The sequence below is a fragment of the Pseudomonas sp. 32_A genome, assembly GCF_017490905.1.
GTDB lineage: Bacteria > Pseudomonadota > Gammaproteobacteria > Pseudomonadales > Pseudomonadaceae > Aquipseudomonas > Aquipseudomonas inefficax.
The window spans coordinates 170,078-193,048 of the sequence record NZ_JAFGYI010000005.1 but is presented as its reverse complement, the minus strand read 5'-3'; the positions used below and the strand labels follow the sequence as shown (position 1 = coordinate 193,048).

The following is a 22,971-nucleotide window of genomic DNA, read 5'->3' as shown; positions in this document are numbered from 1 at the left end:
GAGCCCGCCCCATGCGCCTCACCCCCACCCTGCTGCTCACCGCCCTGCTGCCCCTGTTCGCCGGCTGCCAGCTGATGGCTGACGCCCCCAGCGACCCGAACATCGGCACCACGCGCATGCAGGGCGAGCTGCGTGCCGCCGGTGGCCAGCTGCTGTTCAAGCCGTGCAGCGAAAACCGTACCTTCGTGATCAACGACGTCGCCGCCACCGGCATCCTGCAGGAAGCCGCCAACCTCGCCAAGGATGCCAACGACAAGCTGTTCGCCGACGTCCGTGGCCGCCTCACCGGCAGCAGGCAGGCCAACAACGACGGCCAGCTGGAAGTACGCCGCCTTTACCGCCTGGAACCTTCCACCCGCGCCTGTGAAGACCCCAACTTCAAGCAGCTGACCCTGCGCGCCAACGGCCACGAACCGGAATGGGACATCAAGGCCAGCGGCAAAGGCATGGTGCTCAACCGCGTCGGCCAGGAACCCCTGCCCCTGCCCTTCCTGGAAGAAGAAGTGCCCGGCGGCGGCCTGACCCTGACCAGCGAAGCCAACGGCCAGCACGTGGAGCTGTGGGTCGCGCCACAACGCTGCGTGGATACCGCCACCGGTGCCATCCACCACCTGCGCGCCGAACTGCGCATTGACGGCAAGACCCTGCAGGGCTGCGGCTACTACGGCGGCGCACGCGACAACTGATCGCCGGGCGCTTTTATCCTGCCAGTCCGGGCGGCGAACAGCTTATACTTGGCGGTTTGTGTAAAGCCGCCGGCCGCCCATGGCCGGGATACTGGACCCTGCCATGCTACGAATCACCGAACTGAAGCTGCCCCTGGACCATCCCGACGAAGCCCTGCGTGAAGCCATCGTCCAGCGCCTGGGCATCCGCGACAAGCAACTGCTCAGCTTCAACCTGTTCAAGCGCAGCTACGATGCGCGCAAGAAGAACAGCGAACTGCTGTTCATCTACACCATCGACCTGGAAGCCAGCAACGAAGCCGAACTGCTCAGCAAATTCGCCGACGATCGCAACATTGGCCCGGCGCCAGACGTAACCTACAAGTTCGTCGGCCAGGCCCCTGCCGATCTGCAGGAACGCCCGATCGTGGTCGGCTTCGGCCCGTGCGGCATCTTCGCCGGCCTGTTGCTGGCACAGATGGGCTTCAAGCCGATCATCCTCGAGCGCGGCAAGGAAGTGCGTCAGCGCACCAAGGACACCTGGGGCCTGTGGCGCAAGAGCGTGCTCAACCCGGAATCCAACGTGCAGTTCGGCGAAGGCGGCGCCGGTACCTTCTCCGACGGCAAACTGTACAGCCAGATCAAGGACCCGCAGCACCACGGCCGCAAGGTGCTGGAAGAGTTCGTCAAGGCCGGTGCGCCGGATGAGATCCTGTATATCAACAAGCCGCACATCGGTACCTTCCGCCTGACTGGCATGGTCGAGCAGATGCGTCAGGACATGATCGCCCTCGGCGCCGAGGTGCGCTTCCAGCAGAAGGTCACCGACCTGCTGATCGAGGATGGGCAACTGACCGGCGTAGTGCTGGAGAGCGGCGAACAGCTGCACTCGCGCCATGTGGTACTAGCCCTGGGCCACAGTGCTCGCGACACTTTCCGCATGCTGCACGCCAAGGGCGTGTACATGGAAGCCAAGCCCTTCTCTGTGGGCTTCCGTATCGAGCACCCGCAAACGCTGATCGACAAGGCGCGCCTGGGCAAGTACGCCGGCCACCCGAAACTCGGTGCCGCCGACTACAAACTGGTGTACCACGCCAAGAATGGCCGTTCGGTGTACAGCTTCTGCATGTGCCCGGGCGGCACTGTGGTCGCCGCCACCAGCGAGCCAGGCCGGGTGGTTACCAACGGCATGAGCCAGTACTCGCGTAACGAGCGCAACGCCAACTCCGGCATTGTCGTCGGCATCGACCCCGAGCGCGATTACCCGGGCGGCCCGCTGGCCGGCATCGAGCTGCAGGAACGCCTGGAAGCCCACGCCTACGTGATGGGCGGCAGCAACTACCAGGCCCCGGCGCAGCTGGTGGGTGACTTCGTCGCCGGCCGACCGTCGACTGCGCTGGGCAGTGTCGAGCCGTCCTACAAACCGGGCGTGACCCTGGGCGACCTGGCGCCGAGCCTGCCGGACTTTGCCATCGAGGCCATTCGCGAGGCACTGCCGGCGTTCGACCGGCAGATCAAGGGTTACAACCTGCATGATGCAGTGCTGACCGGGATCGAGACCCGCACCTCGTCGCCGCTGCGCATTACCCGCGGTGAGGACTTCCAGAGCCTGAACCTGAAGGGGCTGTTCCCGGCGGGTGAAGGGGCCGGGTATGCAGGCGGGATCCTGTCGGCCGGGGTCGATGGGATTCGCATTGCCGAGGCGGTGGCGCGGGATATGCTCGGCCTCTGATCCTTTGTTGCCTGCGAGGGCCTCTTCGCGGGTAAACCCGCTCCCACAGGTACTTCACAGGTATTGAAGACTGTGAAGTACCTGTGGGAGCGGGTTTACCCGCGAAAGGGCCACTGCAGACATCAGAAAAATCCACAGCAAATATCAGACTTCCCCTCCCCACTCCTTCCCCATCTGCATCTAGGCTTCCCTCAGCCCAGCCAGTAACACCATATAACAAAAACGAATATAGTTTTTGTTTGAAAGCATATCGTCACAGGCTAGGGTGTATGCCCGTTCCATCTTAACTGCTCATGGAGAGCCTATAGCCCGTGCGTAGCCTGTTCACCCGCTTCTTCCAGCTCGAAGCCGCCAGCGGCCTGTTGCTGATCGCTGCAGCCATCCTGGCCCTGGTCATCAACAATTCGCCGCTTTCCTACCTGTACAGCGGCCTGCTCGACGTGCCCGTCGCCGTCCAGGTCGGCGCGCTGCAAATCGCCAAACCGCTGCTGCTGTGGATCAACGACGGCCTGATGGCGCTGTTCTTCCTGCTCATCGGCCTGGAGGTCAAGCGCGAGGTGGTCGACGGCCACCTGTCCAAGCCCTCCCAGGTGATCCTGCCTGCCACCGCCGCCGTGGGCGGCATGGTGATCCCGGCATTGCTCTACTGGTTCATCAACCGTGACAACCCGGCAGCCGTGGCCGGCTGGGCGATCCCTACCGCCACCGACATCGCCTTCGCCCTCGGCGTACTGGCCCTGCTGGGCAAGCGCGTGCCGGTGTCGCTGAAACTGTTCCTGATGACCCTGGCGATCATCGACGACCTGGGTGCGATCATCGTCATTGCCCTGTTCTACTCGGGTACCCTGTCGAGCGTGTCACTGCTGCTGGCCGCCGCCTGCCTGGTAGTGCTGGTGGCCATGAACCGGCTTGGTGTGGTCAAGCTTGGGCCGTACATGGTCGTTGGCCTGATCCTCTGGGTCTGCGTGCTCAAGAGCGGCGTGCATGCCACTCTGGCCGGTGTTGCCCTGGCCTTGTGCATCCCGCTGCGCACGCGCCATGCCGAACGCTCGCCACTGCTTGCCCTGGAACACGCCCTGCATCCCTGGGTCGCCTACGCCATCCTGCCACTGTTCGCTTTTGCCAATGCCGGTGTATCGCTGGCAGGCATGACCGTAGAAAGCTTCACCCACCCGGTGCCACTGGGCATCACCGTCGGGCTGCTGCTGGGCAAGACCGTGGGTGTCTTCGGCCTGACCTGGGTCGCGATCAAGCTACGCCTGGCCGCGCTGCCTGCCGGCGCCAGTTGGGGGCAATTGCTGGGTGTGGCGATACTTTGCGGTATCGGCTTCACCATGAGCCTGTTCGTTGGCTCGCTCGCCTTTGTGCCTGGCAGCAGTGATTACGCCGGGATGGACCGCATGGGCATTCTCACCGGCTCGTTCTTCGCCGCCGTGATCGGCTATGCGGTAACCGCCATGGCCAGCCGCAAGCCCAACGTCGGCTGACCTCGCCGCAGCATGAAAAAACCCCGACTGGCGAACGCCATGTCGGGGTTTTTCTTGTTCGGCTACGGTCAGTGCGTGACGCGGCTGGTGCCATCAACGGTCATGATGCGCACGCGGTCGCCAACGCGGAAGATCTCGTTCTGCTGCACGGCCTGCACATAGGCACGCATGCTGCCATCATCCTCACGCACGGTGATTTCGACACCCTGGGTACGAGTCAGGCCTTCTTCGGCGGCGGAACCGGCCAAGCCACCGGCAACGGCACCGATCACGGCGGCAACGATGCTGCCACGGCCACCACCCACGGCGCTGCCGGCCACGCCACCGACGATGGCGCCCGCGCCACCACCGATCGGGGTTTTGGTGCCCTCGATCTTGACCGGGCGCAGGGACTCGATGGTGCCCATGCGCACGGTTTGCACGCGGCGGGCCTCATCACGGGAGTAGCTGTCACCGGTCAGGCTCGAGGCACAGCCACCCAGCAACAGCGACATGGTGGTAAAGGTCGCCACCAGCAAAGCGGATTTACGCATGGGTAAAGTCTCCATAAGTCAGGTGCTCATTAGACGCTGCACGTTGACGGCTGTCACGGTACAAACGTAATAAAATTGTTTTCATTCAGCCAAGGGACAGCCTGCGTGGCTGTGTCGAGGCCTTTCAAGTGAGACCAAGGATAGCCATGGATTACTTCATCGTCGTGGTCACCACCGTTGCGGGGCTGTACTTCCACTGGTGGCTTTATGTGCGCATGCGCCGCTGGATGGACCGTGACCTGGCGTTGTCGCTGGCCGGGGCGGACCCTGGAAAACGCGCGTATATGCTGCAAAGGCTGGAGCAGGCGCGGGTGGAGAAGGTGGGGCGCAAGCAGTTGGCGGGGTGGTTGGAACGCGAGGCTGCGGGGTATTCGGGTAGCTGATGGAATGCGGGGGCTGCTGCGCAGCCCTTTCGCGACACAAGGCCGCTCCTACAGGGGGCCGCGTCAGTTGCCGGGACCGCGATCCCCTGTAGGAGCGGCCTTGTGTCGCGAAAGGGCCGCAAAGCGGCCCCGACAATCTCAGGGCGCCAACCGCTCCCGCAGCCATTGCCCATCCACCAGGCGGTAGTTCAGTCGGTCATGCAGGCGGCTGGCCCGCCCCTGCCAGAACTCGATACGCTCAGGCAGCAACCGATACCCACCCCAATGCTCCGGGCAATGCGGCTGGGTGTCGGAGAAGCGCGCCTCGGTGGCCTTGACCAGCCCCTCCAGTTCCTCGCGACCGGCAATCACCTGGCTCTGCGGCGACGCCCAAGCCCCCAGGCGACTGCCCAGCGGGCGCACCTGGTAGTACGCGTCAGACTCCTGGGGCGTGACCTTTTCCACCCGCCCTTCGATGCGCACCTGGCGCTCCAGCGCAGGCCAGAAGAAGGTCATGGCGGCGAAAGGATTGACCAGCAGTTGCTGGCCCTTGGCACTATCGTAGTTGGTGAAGAAGGTGAAACCACGCTCATCGAGCCCCTTCAGCAGCAAGATACGGCAGTGAGGGCGGCCTTCAGCATCGACAGTGGCCAAGGTCATGGCGTTGGCTTCCACCGGTGCCTGCTCGGTTTTCACCGCATCGGCGAACCACTGGTGGAACAGGGCGAACGGCTCCCCCGGAGCCTGGGCTTCGGCCAGGCCATCACGGGTGTAGTCGCGGCGCATATCTGCCAGGGATTGGGTCATTGCTGCGTTCCTTGACGATCAGTTGGTCTTCGCAGGGCTGTTGGCAGCTACTTTCTTGTCAGTGGTAGCTTTCTTGGCGACGGGCTTGGCCGGCGCGGCTTTTTTCTTGGCCGTGGTCTTGGCGGGCGCCTTGGCCTTGGCTTTTGTAACAGGCTTCTTCGCCGCAGCCTTGGTGGCCGGCTTGCTGTCGGCAGCCTTGACGGCAGGCGCCTTGACATCCTGCGCCGCCACCATCGGGGCCCGCGCCGGGGCGGCTTGCTGGTACTTGGCCAGCAGGGCGACCATGGTGTTCTGCGGGGTCAACAGCATTTCCACACGGCGGTTAAGGGCGCGGCCCTCGGCGCTGTCGTTGGCGGCGCGCGGCATTTCCGAGCCCATGCCCTTGAGGTTAAGGCGGTCACGCTGCAGGCCGCTGAGGCGGAAGATGGCCGATACCGAAGCGGCGCGCTCCAGGCTGAGCTTCTGGTTGGCGGCAGCGACACCGCTGCTGTCGGCATGGCCAAGCACCAGCACGGCGGTCTTGGCATCGCCCTCGACAGTCTTGGCCACCCGGGTAATCGGGCCCAGGGTCATCGGCAGCAGCATGTTAGGACGATCGGGGTTGTACGAACTGTCCACCGGGATGGTTACAGCCAGCACGTTGTCACGGCGCTCCAGCTCCAGCTTGCTGCCCTTGATCGCCTCACGCAGCTTGGGCTCGTACTCGTCCAGCCAGGCCTGGGTGGCCTTCTGGTCGATCTTCGGTACCACCGGCCCCTTTGCCTGCTTATCTTCACCGCCGAACGGCCACCACCAACGGCTGGCGCTGTCGGACTTGGCGTCGGCCTTGGCCACGTTTTCCGTGACGGCTTGCTTCACTTCCTGCTCGGCAACCTTGTCCGAACCGAAAGGCCACCAGCTCGAGGCGCTGTCCTTCGAGCCGTCCTGGGGGTGGCTGGCGCAGCCGGTAACGGCGGTCAGGCACAGGGCGAGTGCTAAGGTTTTGTGTGAAGACATCAGCGATACACCATGAAATAGAAAGAAATTTTGCCTACGCACTTCAGGCGTTGGCATTGAGGATAGTCAAAGGGATGGGGCAATACCCGCATTACCCGATCAAAGGCAACTGGCAAGGACACGTACCAGTTTCTGGGCTCGCGGGTCCATGAGCACATAAGGGCCAAGGGTATTGACCACGAAACCGAAGGCAACATCGTGCTCCGGGTCAGCGAAACCGACCGAGCCACCAGCGCCTGGGTGGCCGAAGGCGCGGGCCCCGAGGCCGAACGTGGCGTTGGCCACATCGGGTTGGTCGAGCATGCAGCCCAGCCCAAAACGGGTCTGGGTAAGCAGGGTGCGATCCTGGCCGAGGCTGTGCTCTCGGGTCAGTTCGTCGAGCAGTTCGGATTCGAGCAGGCTACCGTCCAGCAACCCGGCATAGAAGCCCGCCAGGCTGCGCGCATTGCCATGGCCATTTGCCGCTGGCTGCTGCATGCGCCGCCACTCCGGCTTGTTGGTACTGGTCAGGATCGCCGGCGGGTTGGTGAAGGCACGGGTCGACAGTGCCTCTGGCTCGCGCATGGTCACCTGTAGCAGGCGCTGGGCCGCAGCGTCGCCGGCGTTGCCCTTGCCACGGGCGATATGCGCTACGCGATGGAACTCATCGTCTGCCAGGCCGACATGAAAATCCAGCCCCAGGGGCCGAGCGGTACGGGCCACGATCGAGTCGCCGGGGCCACGGCCGTCGGCACGGCGGATCAGCTCGCCAATCAGCCAGCCATAGGTAATGGCGGCATAGCCGTGCTCGGTGCCGGGTGTCCACCAGGGCGTTTCGGCAGCCAGCGCATCGACCATGGTCTGCCAGTCATACAGCGCCTCGGCCGGCAGCAACTCACGGATGGCCGGCAAGCCGGCACGGTGGCTGAGCAGCTGGCGCAGGGTGATCGCCTGTTTGCCTGCTTGGGCAAACTCGGGCCAGTAGTTGGCCACCGGGGCATCCAGGGCCAGCTTGCCCTCGCCAACCAGTTGCAGGGCAGTGACGGCGGTGAAGGTCTTGGTGCAGGAGAACAGGTTGGCGATGGTGTCGCTGTGCCAGGCCTGCTGGCCATCCTTGTCGGCACTGCCGGCCCACAGGTCGACCACGGTTTCGCCACCGACCTGGATGCACAGCGCGGCGCCACGCTCCTGGGGATCATCGAACAGCGCGGCGAAGGCCTCGTGCACTGCTTCGAACTTCAGCTCATAGTGACCCTGGATCTGCACCCGCTGTTCTCCGTACGACCAATTCCGAAAATGGTGTGCATTGTTTCAGTAGTTGCGAGTTTTGCAAACTGGCTTGGGCTGGGTGGTCACTGTGGGAGCGGCCTTGTGTCGCGATGGGCTGCGCAGCAGCCCCGGCAATTTATGCAGCGCCGCTGAAATCAGGGGACTGCTCCGCAGTCCTTTCGCGACGCAAGGCCGCTCCCACAAAAAGACCGCGTCAACCTGGGCTAGGGCGTCGGCTTTTCCAGCTGGGCGCGCAGCTGGCTCATTGCCTGCAAGTTGCTCTTGCGCACGGCATCGACAAACCCTGGGTATGGCATATCGGTAATCGCCACCAACCCGAGGTGGCCGTTCTCGCCATCGAGCAGGCGGCCGCTGGCCGGCTGGTCGAGGTACTGGAACCAGTGCGCGCCAACGATCATCGGCTGCGCCAGCGCCGCCTTGAGGAAATTGCCGTAGGCCGGGCCACGGTCTTCTTCCCGCGCCACTTCCAGCGGCCCCGGCCAGAACGGCCCGCGATCGCGCGAGCCGAACTGGAACTCGGACACCAACACCGGCTTGTCCAGCTCGGCCAGGCGGGCGAAGTCGTAGCCGTCCTGCGGCTTGAGGGTATAGAAGTTGAAGCTGAACACATCGCAGAATTCGGCGCAGGCCTTGACCGCCTCCGGCGTGCTGACGGCAAAGCGGCCGCCCAGCAGCAAGTGATTGGGCGCATGCCACTTCAACGAGTCGGCAATGGTTTTGAAATAGGTTTCGGCGAACACCTGCTGGAAGTGCTGGTAGTCACGCTCGATTTCCGGGTGCTCCGGGTTGGGCAACGGTGCCTCGAAGCCCGGGTCCTCCATCAGTTCCCAGGCCGCCAGCTCGATCCCCCAGGCCTTGGACAGCCCTTCTTGGTTGCGGTACTTGTCACGCAACTGCTTGAGGAAGGCGCGCTTGGCCGGTACATCGGTGGTCAGGCGCAAGGTACCGTAGGCCAGGCCATAACGCGCCTTTGGGTCGTTACCTGGGGCGGCCCAGGCCAGTTCGTTGTCGGCGAAATAGCCGATCAGCCAGGGGTCGTCGCGGTGATCGCGGGCGGCGATTGCCACGGCGCGCTCGGTGGCCATGGCAAAACGCGGGTCGAACGGGTCGGGCATGCGGCCCCACCAGTCCATGCCGGTGCTGATGCTGGCGTAATCCCCCACGATCGATAGCGGCAATGTGTATGGCATGCGCCTGGCCTGGCCCAGAGCCGGCTCGCTCCAGTTGCCTACCGTGTTGAAACCCCAGGCCTGCAGGCGGTCGAGCGCATGCGCCTGCCAGCGGGCGGTATCCAGCGCCAATGGCGGGCAACTGGCCGGCTGCCCTTCTACTGCGGGCGGGCAAGATTTGCCATGGGTGCGTTGCAGGTTGGCGGCATAGAAGTCGAACCAGCGCCCTTGCTTGAAGTTACGCCCTTGCGACGAAGGGTTGCCATCGTCGTTGTTGCCATCACCATAGAATGCTGCCAGTGCATCACCTTCGCCCGGCAACGCCTTGAACATCCCCTCACGCCCGGCAACGTAGGTACGCCCGCCATCCGCAGCCACTGCATTCACCCCCAGGGAATAGAACGGATGCCCCTCGGGCGTTACCAGGTACCAGCGGCCGTCACGCTTTTCGGTGCGGAAGAAGCCTTTGGCCTCGAACGCCGGGCCAGCCAGCAGACCACCGTATGCGTCCAGCTGCTGTTTGCCGCGCTCTGCCAGCCAGCCTTTGAGCTGTTGCTGTTCGCGCGCATCGGCCGCCTTGAGCTGCTCGTCATTGGCAACCTTTTCTGGCCAATGGCCGCGGGTGGACTGGCCATAGGCATCGATCAGCTCCTGATAGGCCGCCTTGTAGGGCTGGTCGTCATCCTGGATGCCCACACGTTCGATCAGCAGGTTCTGCGCCACGTTGGGGTTGGGGATACTCAGGCTGACCGACGCCACCTGCTTGAGGTCGACCGCGCCGGCGCTGCTGGTCAGCAGCAGGCGCTGGCCGCCATGGTTCCAGGGCATGGGCGGGCCGGCGCGCATGCCCTGACTCAGCGGCGAGCTGGCCGTCAGCGGTACCATCACGGTTTGTGCAGGACCGGCCGGAAGGTCAATGCGGCTGGTCAACATGCGCCCATCACTGCCTTGCACCGTGACATCCACCGTCAGCGCCCAATCCATCGCGCTTTGCAGGCGCAAGGTCAGGAACTGCCCACCGGACCAGTCCCACACACCGCTTTGCGGGCTCAGGCGCAGGGTCGGCCGCTGGGCCGGGTTGAACACCACGCGCCGCAACACTTCGCCTTCGGCCGTCTGCTCCGCATTGTACTGCGGCATGCCGGCGTTTTCGGTCGCCACGTTGACCACCGAGGCCGGGCGCACGAAGCTGAACAGCGTCTGCTGCCCAGCCAGCAAGGGCGAGCTGAACAACAAGGCGAAAACGGCGGGCAGGGTACGGCGGACCATAAGGCTGGGGCTCTCCTTCAAGGGCCCTCATGGCCCGCGACTGAGTAATGGACAACGCGCCGGAGCAAGTGCTCCGGCGGTCAGGAAATCTCCCGCCGGAACGGCGGCAGCGCATTGAGAATAGCCTTGCCGTAGCGCTGGGTAACCAGGCGCCGGTCAAGCAAGGTGATGACACCGCGATCCTGTTCGGTTCGCAGCAGGCGGCCGCAGGCCTGGATCAGCCGCAGCGAGGCGTCGGGCACGGCAATTTCCATGAACGGGTTGCCGCCGCGAGCCTCGATCCACTCGGCCAATGCAGCTTCGACCGGGTCATCGGGCACGGCAAAGGGAATTTTGGCGATCACCACATGCTCGCAGTAAGCCCCCGGTAGGTCGACCCCCTCGGCAAAGCTGGCCAGGCCGAACAGCACGCTGTGCTGGCCATCGTCGACCCGCGCCTTGTGCTTGTTCAGGGTTTCCTGCTTGGACAGGTTGCCCTGGATCAGCACCAGCTTGCGCCAGTCACGGTCCAGGCCATCGAACACATCCTGCATCTGCTTGCGCGAGGAGAACAGCACCAGCGCGCCGCGGGCATCTTCGACAATGTTCGGCAGTTCGCGAATGATCGCAGCGGTATGCGCCGCCGCATCGCGCGGGTCGGCCTTGAGGTCGGGGACCCGCAGCAGGCCGGCATCGCCATGCACGAACGGGCTGGGCACCACGCAGGTGACCGCGTCACGCGGCAACCCCGAGCGCATGCGGAAGCGGTCGAACTTGCCCAGCGCGGTCAGGGTTGCCGAGGTCACCAGCGCGCCATGGGCCACGCTCCACAGGCTGCGGCGAAGCATTTCGGCAGCCAAAATGGGGCTGGCATTGACTTCGATGTCGAACAGCGCGCCGCTCTCGGCCAGGGTCAGCCAGCGAGCCATGGGCGGGCTGTCTTCCGGGTCTTCGGCGGTAAAGGCCGTCCACAGCTCCCAGTTGCCCTGGGCACGGGTGACCAGGCTCCCGAACAGCGGGTACCACTCCTCGGCCTGGTGGCTGGCGATGCCGATGTTGACTTCACCGTCCATGCCTTCCTTGAGCAGGTCGGCCAGGCGGGTGAACAGGTCGTTGAGGCGGGCAAAGCCCTTTTTCAGCTCGATGCCCACTTCGCGAATCTGCTCTGGCACCACGCCACCTTCGAAGCGGTAGCGCGGGCGCTCACGGCCTTCGTTGTCCTCGCTGGGGCGGAAGTCGGCAACCTGCTCGCACAGGGTGAACATGAACTGCTGCTGGGTGCGCACTTCCCGCGCAAGCTCCGGCACCTGCTCGATGTACTTGCCCAGGTCACCGGGCAGCGGGTGCTGGGCCAGCAGCTTGGTCAGGTTCTTGGCGGTCTGCTCCAGCCAGTCGGCAGTGGAGCGCAGGCGCGAATAGTGAGCGAAATGGCCGATGGCCTTGTCCGGCAGGTGGTGGCCTTCGTCGAACACGTACATGGTGTCGCGCGGGTCAGGCAACACCGCGCCGCCGCCAAGGGCCAGGTCGGCCAGCACCATGTCGTGGTTGGTGACGATCACATCGACCTTGCCCATGCCTTCGCGTGCCTTGTAGAACACGCACTGCTGGAAGTTCGGGCAATGACGGCCGGTGCACTGGCTATGGTCGGTGGTCAGGCGCGCCCAGTCCTGGTCCTCCAGGGCTTCGGGCCAGCTGTCGCGGTCACCGTCCCAGCGGTTGCCGGCAAGCTTCTCGATCATGCTGTTGAACAGCTTCTGGCTGCGCTCGTCGACTTCGATGTGGAAGCCTTCTTCCTCGAACAGCTGGGCGGTGGCCGACTGGGCATGGCCCTCCTGCAGCAGGATGTCGAGCTTGGACAGACACAGGTAGCGGCCACGGCCCTTGGCCAGAGCGAAGCTGAAGTTCAGCCCGCTGTTGCGCATAAGGTCGGGCAGGTCCTTGAAGACAATCTGCTCCTGCAGCGCCACGGTGGCGGTGGCGATCACCAAGCGCTTGCCGGCGGCCTTGGCGGCCGGAATCGCAGCCAGGCTGTAGGCCACCGTCTTGCCGGTACCGGTGCCCGCCTCCACTGCCACCACGGCAGGCTCGCCGGCACGGCGGCCTTCTTCGTCGCAGGCAATGTCGCCGAGCACCTTGGCCACTTCGGCAATCATCAGGCGCTGGCCATAGCGCGGCTTGAGGCTCTTGGCTTCGAGAAAACGCGTATAGGCGCCCTGGATGGTGGCTTTGAGTTCGTTGCTGATCATGGTCTGCAGGCGCCCGGAGGGCTGGATATATTTTCAGTGTTGCGCATGGGGCGGCTATCATACCCCGCTATTGCCCTTTATGCCGCATGGAGATCCGCATGCTTGCCTTTGCCCTGCCCTACACATTGCATGTCCTGGCCGCCCTGGTGTGGGTCGGCGGCATGTTCTTCGCCTGGCTGGTACTGCGCCCGGCAACGGTTGCAGCCCTTGAAGGGCCTGCCCGGCTGCGCCTGTGGGTGGAAGTTTTCCGACGCTTCTTCGGCTGGGTCTGGCTGGCGGTGGCGATTTTGGCGATAAGTGGTATCGGCATGTTGCACATGCGCTTCAGCGGCTTCGAGACTGCGCCGAAGTACGTGCATGTGATGATCGGTGGGGGCATCGCCATGTTTGCCCTTTTCATGCGCATCCAGGCGTTGCTGTTGCCGGAGCTGAGGGCTGCTGTGCAAGCCGAGGACTGGTCGGCAGGTGCGGCGGTGCTGGGGCGGATTCGGCGGATGGTGGGGATCAACCTGCTGCTGGGCCTGGCGGTGGTAGCCGTGGCCAGTTCGCGGCTGATGCTCTGATATTGCCTGCACCGGCCCTGTCGCCGGCAAGCCAGCTCCCACAGGTACTGCACATGGCTTGCAGCCGATGCGGTCGCAGTGGGAGCTGGCTTGCCGGCGATAGGGCCAGTACAGGTTTTCACAAGCGCTGCAGAATCAGCTCACCTGCAGCCCCCGCCAACCCAGGCTGGCCCGGCTGCCCCGCCCGGCCGTTGGCACCGGCGTCTGTGCGGTACACCAGGCAACCCTTGCTAGCCCCGCCTTTACCGGCCTTGCCGGCAGCCCCGGCCTTGCCCGGTGCGCCGCCGTCCAGGCGCACCACGATACGTTCCTGCGGGAAGCCCTGCGGCAGGCTCAGGCGGACGCGCCCACCCGGCGCACCATCGTGCCCGTTGCCGCCGTCATCGCCATTGGCGCCGCGGCTGGCCTGGCCCCAGGTGCAGCCACCGGCCTGGCCGTTGGCACCATCGAGCCCCACGTATCCCGGCGCACCGGCACCGCCACGGGCATCGATAGCCAGGCGTTCAGCATCCACTTCCGCCAGTTTCAGGTCCAGGCTGCGGCCAGACCGGGCTCCCCGCTGGTAAGTGCCCGCCGCTCCCGGCGCACTGAATTCACTGCCCTCACCCAGCCGCGCGCTGCGCGCCTCGATCAGCAGCGGGCTATCGGACGGTGCAATGGCGATACGCGCATCGCGCCCCAGCTCCAGCTGGTCGACCTTCAATTCGGCGAGCGTGGCAGGCAGCAGCAGGGTTGCAGCATCGGCGACACGCAGCTGTGCAAGATGCACGCTGGCCGACTTGTCGGGCAGGCGCAGCATGGAATTGGCAGCGACTTCCAGGCTTTCGGCCTGGGCCAGTGGAGCAGCCAACATGGCCATTAACATCAGATTACGCATTTCGCGGCGCCTCCTGCACACGGGGGATGGACATGACATGGAAGATACCCGTCAACAGGATCTGCAGACGATCGAACCAGCGGTGGCTGCGCCCGCGCAGGCTGCCATTGAAGAACAGCACTTCGAGCAGGTGCAAGCCCAGCAAGGTGATGCCGGCGGCGTTGATCAGCAGGTTGAAGGGCAAAGGTTGTGGCATCAACTGATTGAACAGCACCACCCCCCAGAAAGCGACAGTCAGGACCTTGCCCAAGCCCAGGATGAACCTCATATCCCGCCCCCATGAATTGTTGTTATGTCGAGACGGCCCGTTCGAGCGGGCCGTGCGACCAACATTAACTGCAATGCCAGGACAGGCGCTAGCACCACTCAGTTGAGGTGCAGTTCCACCCGTCGGTTGCGGGCGCGGCCCTCCTCGCTTTCGTTGTCGGTGAGCGGTTCACTCTCGCCGCGCCCTTGGCTGGTGACCTTGCCCGCCTCCAGCCCCTGGCTGATCAGGTAAACGGCCACGCTGCTGGCGCGGCGTTCGGAAAGTGCCTGGTTGTAGCTGTCGGAGCCCACGTTGTCGGTATGCCCGATCACGCTTACTTTCGCCACCGTCGGTGAATCGAGCTTCGCCACCAGGCCTTGCAGGCGCTGCTGGGCCGCCGGGGTCAGCTCGGCAGAATCGAAGGCGAACATCACCGCGCCGTTGTCATCCAGGATGATCACCTCTGGCGAGGGTTCAGGTTCAGTGGCGGGCTGTGATGCGGGGTACACCTTCAACGGGCAACCCATGTGGTCGACCGCAGTGTTGGCGGGGGTATCGGGGCAACGATCGCGGCGATCGAAAATGCCATCGCCATCTTCGTCGCCATCCTGGGCGTAACAGATCAGGCCCCCGGCAATGGCGCCAAGGGCACCGCCGCCAGCCGCCCAGGTCGAACTTTCGATGGCGCCCAGGCCACCACCGACCAGGCCGCCGAGCAGGCTGCAGATGGGCCAGGTCCTCTGGTTGAGCGGCGCGCTGCCATCGCTGTGGGTGGCGCAGCCCGCGAGCAGGCTGGCAGCCACCAACAGCGGCAGCGCCGCCTTCGACGTCACACTCATGCTGAATGCTCCTGTGTCATTGGCCACGAACGGCTGAGCGCCGTGAAGACACGCCCGTGCCACTGCTCAAGGCACGGGCGCACGCCGTTCTACCGCTGGATCTTGATCTCGGTACGGCGGTTCATGGCACGCCCATCGGCCGTGGCGTTGTCTGCCACCGGTTGGGTTTCACCGGCACCGACCACCGACACGAAGCTGCTGCGCGGCACACCGCTCTCGACCAGGTAATCGGTCACCGAATGGGCACGGCGCTCGGACAGTTTCTGGTTGTAGCTGTCGGAGCCAACGCTGTCGGTATGGCCGCTGACGCTCAGGCGGGCGGACGGCGCCTCCTGTTTCAGGCGCGTGGCAATGGTGTTGAGGCGCTCCTTGTCGCTGGCGGTCAGGCGCGCAGAGTCGAACTCGAAGTGCACATCGCGGATGACGATGACTTCTTCCTTCTGCACCACCACTTCCTCAACCACCGCGGCCGGCTCCGGCGGGCAGCCGTTGGCATCGACCTGCACACCGCGCGGGGTGCCAGGGCACTTGTCACGGCTGTCCGGCACTCCGTCGCCATCCTCGTCGCCATCGCCATGGGCCCAGCAATAGCCCGCCGCCAGGCCGCCGCCGAGCAACGCGCCCCAACCAGCCCAGCTGGAGCTCTCGATGGCGCCCAGGGCAGCGCCGCCTACACCCCCGACGGCAGCACACTTCGGCCAGTCGGTCTTTTGCAAACCTGCACAACCAGTCAACACACTGGTGAGCAGAACCAGGGGTATCGCTGTGCGTACTATGCTCATTTCATTGCTTCTCCTAGGGGGAATCGGCATAAGGCCGATCTCAGGGATTAAAGACCGAGCATTTGATCCCTGCCAGCAATAAGCCACGACACAATCACATGCCTCTTTGCCCGCACGCTGCGGCCCGCTAGTCTTGGACGACTTCAACGAGGATTGCCAATGACCGACGGTTTTTCCCAGCGCACCCCGCAGCAGGCCCTGGCGGCCCTGCTCGAGCGCTTCACTCCGCAACGCCTGCTGCTGGTGGGCACGCGTTTCCCGGCGCTGGACGCCTTCGCCCAGGCGCATCCACTTGCAACCATCGCCGCGGCCGCCCCAGGCCCGCTGCCGGCCGAACTGGCCGCCCAGCGCTTTGACCTGGCGGTACTGGTGGACTGCCTGGAGCACCTGCCCAAACGCACCGGCCTGGAATTGCTCGGCGGCATTCGCAACCTCAATGCCAGCCGGGTCGCGGTGCTGGCCGACCTGGCCGCCTGTGGCTGGCAAGACACCGATTTCTTTGCCCTGGCCCTGTCGGCCAGCGAGAAATTCCGCCGTGACCAGCAGGTATTGAGCCTGTTCACCTATGATCTACATGACTACAAGCAGGTACCGGACTGGCTGAATGCCAAGTTCTGGGCCAACCCTGAAAACTTCGGCAAGTACTGGTGGTGATGATGAGTGTCTCGGTCTGCCCTTGTGGCAGTGGCAACCTGCTCGACGCCTGCTGCGGGCATTACCATGCCGGCACCCCGGCACCGGATGCCCAGGCGCTGATGCGCTCACGCTACAGTGCCTACGTGCTGGGCCTGGTCGACTATCTGGTGGCCACCACCCTGCCGGCCCAGCAAGCTGGCCTGGACCGTGCTGCCATGGCCGCCTGGAGCGCCCAGAGCACCTGGCTGGGCCTGGAGGTGGAAAGCGCAGAGGTGCTGGGCGGCCAGCCGGAGCATGGTTTTGTCACCTTCACTGCCCGCTGGCATGACCAGGAGGGTGACCATCAGCACCGCGAGCGCTCGGCATTCGTCCAGCATGCCGGGCGCTGGTACTTCATCGACCCCACGGTCGGGCTCAAGGCCGGGCGCAACGACCCCTGCCCCTGCGCCAGCGGTCAGAAGTTCAAGAAATGCTGCGCCAGTTACGTGGGTAGCTGACCATGATCGCCCGCGCCCGCCCGCTGCTGCTCGCCGCCCTGATCGCATGGCTGGCACTGCTGGCGGGCTGCGCCAGCTGGGGCGGTGACGACTGGCGCGAACCCGAGGTGCACCTGGTCGAGGTGGAGACGGTCAAGGCCAGGTTGCTGGAGCAGGAGTTCGTGCTGCATCTGCGAATCGACAACCCCAATGACAGCCGCCTGTTCATCCGCAACCTGTCGTACGCCATACGCCTCAACGACCTGTTGCTGGTGCAGGATGAAACCAGCGTATGGCGCAGTGTCGGCGGGCATGCCCGGCGGACTTTCAAGATCACCGCGCGGACCAACCTGTGGCAGCACCTGAAGCCTCTGGCCAAGCTGCTGAAAAGCGAAGAACCGCTGCATTACAGCCTGCAAGGCGAACTGGCGACCGGGTTGCTCATCCATCGGGACCTGCACTTGTCGCGCAGTGGTGAGATAATCCCCGGCGATTACAAACCGGAGTAACCCTGCAATGTCCCAGCAACCCCACGTTCATGGCCCTGACTGCAACCACGATCATGATCACCACCACGATCATGGCCATGTACACGGCCCGCACTGCAACCACGGCCACCAGGAGCCGGTACGCAACGCCCTGAAGGACGTTGGCCGTAACGACCCGTGCCCGTGCGGTAGCCAGAAAAAGTTCAAGAAGTGCCACGGCGCCTGAGCTGAACAGCACTTGCGCGTCCCTGCCGTGGGCCGCGCAGTGGGTAGCCGGGGCCTAGCTGGCCCTGGCAGGCCCTGAAACCTTGCGCTGCAGCAACCCGGCGGTGGCCATGAGCAGCACGATGCACAGGGCCATGCAAATGGCATTGGTACCCTCCCAACCGACCGTGCCCAGCAACAGCGCCGGGCTGAACGCGCCAACGGTCGCGAATACCGCGATGGCCAGATCGTTCTTCCCCTGCATCTGCATCGCTGCCGGGCTGTTTTGCAGCGTCTGCGCCAACAGCGCACCACCGCCCACGTAGGTCAGGTTCCAACCCAGGCCCAGGGCTATCAGTGACAAGGTCATCATCGCGTAGCTGTGCGACCACATGTTCATGGCCGTGCAACCGATCAGCAGCCCCAGGCCGAGACAGATGGTGGCCCTGATGCCGAGCTTGTGGATGATGGCGCCGGTGAAAAATGATGGCGCAAACATGGCAATCACATGCCATTGAATCGCCAGGCGAACGTCGGAAAAGTCCTCATGCATGTGTTTCATGTGCATGGACGCCTGGATCATCAGCAGATTCATGATCCCGTATCCCAGCGCGGCCACTGCCATGGCCACGGCAACCACCGGGCTCAGCGGTTCGGCGGCCGTGCCAGCCGGTTTCGCTTCGCGGTCGTTACCGGCGGTGTCGGTATCGCCGGGCAGGCAGGCCGCTGTCAGCAAGGACATCACCGCCAGGCCGACAAAAGCGGCGTAGCACAGCGAAAACAGCGGATAGCCACCAACGTCCCTAAGCCACTCGGTGAGTGCCGGCCCGACCACGGCAGCGATCACCCCACCGGCCACCACCAGGGAAAGCGCTTTGGGCTTCAGGTCCTGCGCCAGATTATCGGTGGCCGCAAAGCGATTGAAGTTGGCAAACGCAATGTAGATGCCCAATGCCGAATGGCTGATTACCAGCGTCGGGAAGTGCTGGTACTGCACAGCCAGGTAGCCACAGATGCCAGACACCGCCAACGGGATCGAGCCCAGCATGAAGGCGCGCTTGCGGCCAATACGGCTCATCAGCCTGGAGACCGGATAGGTGGCCAGCATCAGGCAGAGGAACTGGAAACCATAGGGCACGGTGGACCAGGTGGCGGCAGGCGCCAGCGCCGCCCCGACAATGGCCGCCATGGTCACGGACATGACCGCAGTCGTCAGGTTGATCGATTGCGCGGTGAAATACAGGTACGTGCGCCGCGGAAGTGTGCTCGACATGGCGTGTGCTCACGGTAGGTGGACAGGGTAATTGTCGGCACGGGAAAAGCGCCGACAGGTGCATGGTGGCATCTGTCGAACCCAGCGATGCAAACAGTCGACGCACTTTTCGGTTAACTGTTAGGCTGTTTTTTCTAACAGCTGCTGGACCCGCCATGCGCCCGCACAGCCTTCTTGACCAGTTGAAACAGCGCCTCGAAGCCGGCGAATGGCTGCCCGGCCAGCGCATGCCTTCCATCCGTAAGCTGACGGCGGCAATTGGCTGCAGCTACCACGATGTCGTCTCCAGTTATGCCCGGCTGGTCAGCGAAGGTGTGTTGACCGCCATTCCTGGCCGCGGCTACTTCGTCGCCAGCCACACACGGCAAACCGGCGCGGTGGATGCGCCCGCAGGCATGGCCGCAGACCCGTTGTTCAAGCTGCTGCAGGGGGGCAAGCACTACACCAAACTGGGCAGCGGCTGGCTGCCACCCGCCTGGCGTGACACCGAGCTGCTGGCCAAGGCGATTCGGCGCACGGCGCGGCTGGAGCAGAGTTCGCTGGCCGAATATGGCGACATCCAGGGTTACCTGCCCATGCGCAAACAGCTGTGCGTGCACCTGAAACGCCTGACCCGTGTCGATGCCCGGCCCAGCCAGTTGCTGACTACACTGGGCGCCACACAAGCGCTGGACCTGGTGGCGCGGTTGTTGATCAAGCCAGGGGATCACGTGTTCGTCGACGAACCCGGCAATGGCAACCTGATCAAGCTGATCCAGTTGGCCGGCGGCCACGTGGTCGGGGTGCGCCGAACCCAGGACGGGCCAAGCGTGGAAGACATGAAGGAGCACCTGGCCAGGCACAAGGTCAAGGCATTCTTCTGCAACAGCACCTTCCACAACCCGACCGGCGGCAACATCAGCCCGCACAATGCCTTCAGCGTCCTGCGGCTGGCGGTGGAACACGACTTCTTCGTGGTCGAGGACGATGTCTACGGCGACTTCAGCCCGGGAGTGCGCCAAACCTTTGCCGAACTGGACAACCTTGAGCGGGTCATCTACATCGGCAGCTTCTCGAAATGCCTGTCCGCCTCATTGCGCGTGGGCTACATCGCCTGCTCGGCAGAGCTGATAGAGCCGCTCACGCGCCTCAAGCTGCTGACCTGCGTGGCGGTGCCGGCGTTTTGCGAACGCTTCGTCAACACCATCTTGTCCGACGGCACCTATGCCCGGCACATGCAAGACCTGCAGCAGCGCCTGGTCCGGCAGCAGGCGCAGACCCAGCAGTTGTTGCGGGCACGTGGCTGGCAGTTCGACATAACGCCCCAAGGCGGCATGTTCCTGTGGGTCTACCACCCCGAACTGGCCGACCTGCAGCCGTTCATGCGTCGCCTGGAACAGCACCAGGTGCTATTGATGCCAGGCTCGGCCTTCGCAGTCAGCCGTGGCTATCAAAGCCTTGCTCGCATCAATTGCACGCACTTTTCCGACGCCGTGGCCGAACATTTCAAGGTTTGAGTCGGCACTGGCAAATAAACCGCCCAAGGACCTTGCACGGCGCCTGCGCGCTCACTACCTTAGCGCCTTTCAAACCCGCCACGCCTTGCAGGAGCCCTCGTCATGGCCGCCCCCGCCTTTCCTCCATTCCGTCCGCGGTTCGCAACCGCTGCCACGCTGCTCGGCATGCTCGGGCTGGCCGGCTGCCAGACGGGCGGCTACCAGGGCAGCGTGCCACCGACCAGTGGCGTGCAGCCACTCAAAGGCCTCGCGCAGAACGTTTCGGTTCGGCGCAACGCGATGGGCGCACCACTGATCGAAAGCAGCAGTTTCCATGACGCCCTGTTCAGCCTGGGCTATGTGCATGCCGGCGACCGCATCGAGCAGATGGTCGCCATGCGCCTGCTGGCCCAGGGCCGCCTGGCAGAACTGGCAGGCAGCGACGCGCTGGACATCGACCGCCTGATGCGCGCAGCCAACCTCAAGCAGAGCGCGGCCCAGCAGTACGCCGACGCATCGCCACGGCTCAAGCGCTTCTTCGAAGTGTATGCGCGCGGTGTCAACGCCTACCTGTTCCGCTACCGCGACAAACTGCCTACCAGCCTGGCTGGCAGTGGCTACCGCCCCGAATACTGGAAGCCCGAAGACTCGGCGCTGATCTTCAGCCTGTATGCCTTCAGCCAGTCGGTGAACCTGCAGGAAGAACTGAGCGCCCTGACCCTGGCGCAGAAAGCCGGCAGCGACAAGCTGGCCTGGCTGCTGCCCGGTGCCCCGGACGAGCCGTTGGCCGAGGCCGAAGTGGACAAGCTCAAGGGCCTGAACCTGGCCAGCCAGTTGCCGGGGCTACCGGCCCTGGCAGCTGCCAGTCAGAAGCTGGCCGACCTTGACCTTCTGGGCAGCCCGGGCTCGGCCAACCTGGCCCTGGCGCCGCAGCGCAGCCGCAGCGGCAAAAGCCTGCTGGCCAGCGACAGCCGAGCCGCCTGGGCCCTGAGCCCGGTGCAGATCCATACCGGCAAGTATCAGGTCGCCGGCCTGTCGTTGCCTGGCCTGCCGATCGTGCTGGCCGGCTACAACGGCAAGCTGGCCTGGAGCAGCAGCGCGGTCATGGCCGACAACCAGGACCTGTACCTGGAGCAACTGCGCCACCAGGGCAGCCAACTGAGCTACCTGGCCGACGGCAAATGGCTGCCGGCCCGCGCCCGTAGCGAAACCTTCTTCGTCCGCGGCCAGCGCCCGCTGCGCGAGGTGATGTACGACACCCGCCACGGCACCCTGCTGGCCCAGCCAGGCAATGCCAGCCTGGGCCTGGCGCTGAACCTGCCACAGTTCAAGGGCGACCGCAGCCTGGATGCGCTGTTCGACCTGACCCGTGCCAAGAGCGTGGAGCGTGCCTTCGACAGTACCCGTGAAGTGACCTCCGCCGCCCTCAACTTCGTCTTCGCCGAACCCGAGCACATCGGCTGGCAAGTCAGTGGCCGCTACCCCAACCGCCGCGAAGGCCAGGGCCTGCTGCCCTCGCCGGGCTGGGACGGGCGCTACGACTGGGACGGCTATGCCGACCCGATGCTGCACCCTTACGACCAGGACCCACCCGCCGGCTGGATCGGCCACGCCAACCAGCGCAGCCTGCCGCGTGGCTATGGCATGCAGCTGTCCAGCACCTGGTACTACCCCGAACGCGCCGAGCGCCTGGCCCAGCTCGCTGGCAATGGCCGCCACGACAGCCGCAGCCTGATGGCCCTGCAGAACGACCAGACCACCCTGCTGGCCGAAAAGCTCAAGCAGATGTTCGACGCCCCAGGCATGGCCCAGCCACTCAAGCAGGCGATCGATGCCCTGCCCGCCGCACAGCGCGACAAGGCCCGCGACGCGCTGGCCCGGCTCAAGGCCTTCGATGGCCGCCTGAGCCCGGTGTCGAGCGATGCCGCACTGTACGAACTGTTCCTCCAGGAAGTGGCCCGGCAAACCTTCCTCGACGACCTGGGCCCTGAATCCGGCGCGGCCTGGCAGGCTTTCGTCAGCAATGCGCGGTTGTCGTTCTCGGCGCAGGCCGACCACCTGCTGGGCCGCGACGACAGCCCGTTCTGGGATGACCGCAGCACCCCGCAGAAGGAAGACAAGCCGGCCATCCTGGCCCGCAGCCTGGCGGGCGCGGTGGATGCCGGCACTGCGCAACTGGGTGCCGACCGCCGCGCCTGGCAGTGGGGCAAGCTGCACCAGTACCGCTGGCCTGCACCGGCCTACCATGGCTTGGGCGATACCCTTGAACGCTCACCGCAGGCTGCCGGTGGTGACTTCACCACCCTGGCCCTGACGCCATACGCCTGGGGCAGCGACTTCAACACCCGCCTGCCGGCCTCGGCGCGGATGATCGTCGACTTCGGCCAGGCCGAGCCGTTGCAGGTGCTGACCAGCAGCGGGCAGTCCGGCAACCCGGCCAGCACGCATTACAGCGACGGGCTGGATGCCTGGTTCAAAGGGCGTTTCATGAGCCTGCCGCTGCAGCAGCAGAACTTCGGGCGGGCGTATGGCAACCAGCGTTTGACCCTGGTGCCCGGCAAGTAAACCTCTCAATCAAGCCGCCACCTGTGGCGGCT

22 protein-coding genes are annotated in these 22,971 nt (G+C 64.7%); 11 read left to right on the top strand and 11 right to left on the bottom strand.

The annotated features are described in order from the left end of the window. Window positions 1–11: 11 nt before the first annotated feature. The 3 genes from J5M58_RS05415 to nhaA all read left to right on the top strand — a co-directional run bounded on the left by J5M58_RS05415 (window position 12) and on the right by nhaA (window position 3,884). Window positions 12–686 (top strand): COG3650 family protein, encoded by a 675-nt coding sequence (locus tag J5M58_RS05415; protein ID WP_025340360.1) that lies wholly within the window; start codon window positions 12–14, stop codon window positions 684–686. A 103-nt stretch (window positions 687–789) separates the two neighbouring features. Continuing rightward, on the top strand, window positions 790–2,397 hold the full coding sequence (locus J5M58_RS05410) for an NAD(P)/FAD-dependent oxidoreductase (protein ID WP_207877386.1): 1,608 nt from the start codon (window positions 790–792) through the stop codon (window positions 2,395–2,397). A 311-nt stretch (window positions 2,398–2,708) separates the two neighbouring features. Continuing rightward, window positions 2,709–3,884: a Na+/H+ antiporter NhaA gene (gene nhaA, locus J5M58_RS05405; RefSeq protein ID WP_112250659.1), complete on the top strand. Its 1,176-nt coding sequence runs from the start codon at window positions 2,709–2,711 to the stop codon at window positions 3,882–3,884. Window positions 3,885–3,952: 68 nt separating this feature from the next. Here nhaA and J5M58_RS05400 read toward each other — a convergent pair whose 3' ends face one another. After that, complete coding sequence (locus J5M58_RS05400) at window positions 3,953–4,417, bottom strand: glycine zipper 2TM domain-containing protein (RefSeq protein WP_013973925.1); 465 nt, start codon at window positions 4,415–4,417, stop codon at window positions 3,953–3,955. A 146-nt stretch (window positions 4,418–4,563) separates the two neighbouring features. Between J5M58_RS05400 and J5M58_RS05395 the strand changes: the two genes are divergently transcribed. After that, window positions 4,564–4,800: a hypothetical protein gene (locus J5M58_RS05395; RefSeq protein ID WP_207877383.1), complete on the top strand. Its 237-nt coding sequence runs from the start codon at window positions 4,564–4,566 to the stop codon at window positions 4,798–4,800. A 138-nt stretch (window positions 4,801–4,938) separates the two neighbouring features. Here J5M58_RS05395 and pdxH read toward each other — a convergent pair whose 3' ends face one another. The 5 genes from pdxH to dinG form a co-directional block, all read right to left on the bottom strand. Then, window positions 4,939–5,586 (bottom strand): pyridoxamine 5'-phosphate oxidase, encoded by a 648-nt coding sequence (gene pdxH / locus J5M58_RS05390; protein ID WP_112250653.1) that lies wholly within the window; start codon window positions 5,584–5,586, stop codon window positions 4,939–4,941. A gap of 18 nt (window positions 5,587–5,604) precedes the next feature. Continuing rightward, complete coding sequence (locus tag J5M58_RS05385) at window positions 5,605–6,582, bottom strand: OmpA family protein (RefSeq protein WP_112250651.1); 978 nt, start codon at window positions 6,580–6,582, stop codon at window positions 5,605–5,607. Between the two features lie 99 nt (window positions 6,583–6,681). Next, window positions 6,682–7,827 carry a serine hydrolase domain-containing protein gene (locus tag J5M58_RS05380; RefSeq protein WP_112250649.1) on the bottom strand — a complete coding sequence of 382 codons (1,146 nt, stop codon included), beginning with the start codon at window positions 7,825–7,827 and terminating at the stop codon, window positions 6,682–6,684. A 227-nt stretch (window positions 7,828–8,054) separates the two neighbouring features. Continuing rightward, entirely contained in the window at window positions 8,055–10,289 is a 2,235-nt protein-coding gene (locus J5M58_RS05375) for a beta-galactosidase (RefSeq protein WP_112250647.1), read from the bottom strand. Between the two features lie 80 nt (window positions 10,290–10,369). Next, window positions 10,370–12,514, bottom strand: coding sequence for an ATP-dependent DNA helicase DinG (gene dinG / locus J5M58_RS05370; RefSeq protein ID WP_112250645.1), 2,145 nt, complete (start codon window positions 12,512–12,514; stop codon window positions 10,370–10,372). Between the two features lie 98 nt (window positions 12,515–12,612). On the opposite strand from dinG, the gene J5M58_RS05365 reads away from it, so the two are divergent. Continuing rightward, window positions 12,613–13,077 carry a CopD family protein gene (locus J5M58_RS05365; protein ID WP_112250643.1) on the top strand — a complete coding sequence of 155 codons (465 nt, stop codon included), beginning with the start codon at window positions 12,613–12,615 and terminating at the stop codon, window positions 13,075–13,077. Window positions 13,078–13,195: 118 nt separating this feature from the next. On the opposite strand, the gene J5M58_RS05360 is transcribed toward J5M58_RS05365, so the two are convergent. The 4 genes from J5M58_RS05360 to J5M58_RS05345 all read right to left on the bottom strand — a co-directional run bounded on the left by J5M58_RS05360 (window position 13,196) and on the right by J5M58_RS05345 (window position 15,822). Beyond that, entirely contained in the window at window positions 13,196–13,954 is a 759-nt protein-coding gene (locus J5M58_RS05360; RefSeq protein ID WP_112250641.1) for a collagen-like protein, read from the bottom strand. Beyond that, window positions 13,947–14,222: a DUF1145 domain-containing protein gene (locus tag J5M58_RS05355; protein ID WP_023663398.1), complete on the bottom strand. Its 276-nt coding sequence runs from the start codon at window positions 14,220–14,222 to the stop codon at window positions 13,947–13,949. The genes J5M58_RS05360 and J5M58_RS05355 overlap by 8 nt, the downstream gene beginning before the upstream one ends. Before the next feature lie 98 nt (window positions 14,223–14,320). Continuing rightward, entirely contained in the window at window positions 14,321–15,040 is a 720-nt protein-coding gene (locus tag J5M58_RS05350) for an OmpA family protein (RefSeq protein ID WP_112250639.1), read from the bottom strand. Between the two features lie 89 nt (window positions 15,041–15,129). Next, window positions 15,130–15,822 (bottom strand): OmpA family protein, encoded by a 693-nt coding sequence (locus tag J5M58_RS05345; RefSeq protein WP_087500242.1) that lies wholly within the window; start codon window positions 15,820–15,822, stop codon window positions 15,130–15,132. A gap of 159 nt (window positions 15,823–15,981) precedes the next feature. Here J5M58_RS05345 and J5M58_RS05340 point away from each other — a divergent pair, with 159 nt between their 5' ends. Genes J5M58_RS05340 through J5M58_RS05325 form a run of 4 tightly spaced genes read left to right on the top strand, consistent with a single transcriptional unit; the run spans window position 15,982 to window position 17,648 of the window. After that, window positions 15,982–16,476, top strand: coding sequence for a DUF6231 family protein (locus J5M58_RS05340; protein WP_112250637.1), 495 nt, complete (start codon window positions 15,982–15,984; stop codon window positions 16,474–16,476). Between the two features lie 2 nt (window positions 16,477–16,478). Then, window positions 16,479–16,955: a YchJ family protein gene (locus tag J5M58_RS05335; RefSeq protein WP_015271542.1), complete on the top strand. Its 477-nt coding sequence runs from the start codon at window positions 16,479–16,481 to the stop codon at window positions 16,953–16,955. A gap of 2 nt (window positions 16,956–16,957) precedes the next feature. Next, complete coding sequence (locus J5M58_RS05330; RefSeq protein ID WP_207877381.1) at window positions 16,958–17,443, top strand: LEA type 2 family protein; 486 nt, start codon at window positions 16,958–16,960, stop codon at window positions 17,441–17,443. Window positions 17,444–17,450: 7 nt separating this feature from the next. Then, window positions 17,451–17,648: an SEC-C metal-binding domain-containing protein gene (locus J5M58_RS05325; RefSeq protein WP_003258907.1), complete on the top strand. Its 198-nt coding sequence runs from the start codon at window positions 17,451–17,453 to the stop codon at window positions 17,646–17,648. 54 nt (window positions 17,649–17,702) lie between these two features. On the opposite strand, the gene J5M58_RS05320 is transcribed toward J5M58_RS05325, so the two are convergent. Next, on the bottom strand, window positions 17,703–18,899 hold the full coding sequence (locus tag J5M58_RS05320; RefSeq protein ID WP_207877379.1) for an MFS transporter: 1,197 nt from the start codon (window positions 18,897–18,899) through the stop codon (window positions 17,703–17,705). Between the two features lie 155 nt (window positions 18,900–19,054). Between J5M58_RS05320 and J5M58_RS05315 the strand changes: the two genes are divergently transcribed. Beyond that, window positions 19,055–20,395, top strand: a complete 1,341-nt coding sequence (locus tag J5M58_RS05315; protein WP_112250631.1) for a PLP-dependent aminotransferase family protein — start codon at window positions 19,055–19,057, stop codon at window positions 20,393–20,395. A 102-nt stretch (window positions 20,396–20,497) separates the two neighbouring features. Then, on the top strand, window positions 20,498–22,939 hold the full coding sequence (locus tag J5M58_RS05310) for a penicillin acylase family protein (protein ID WP_207877377.1): 2,442 nt from the start codon (window positions 20,498–20,500) through the stop codon (window positions 22,937–22,939). Window positions 22,940–22,971 lie beyond the last annotated feature (32 nt).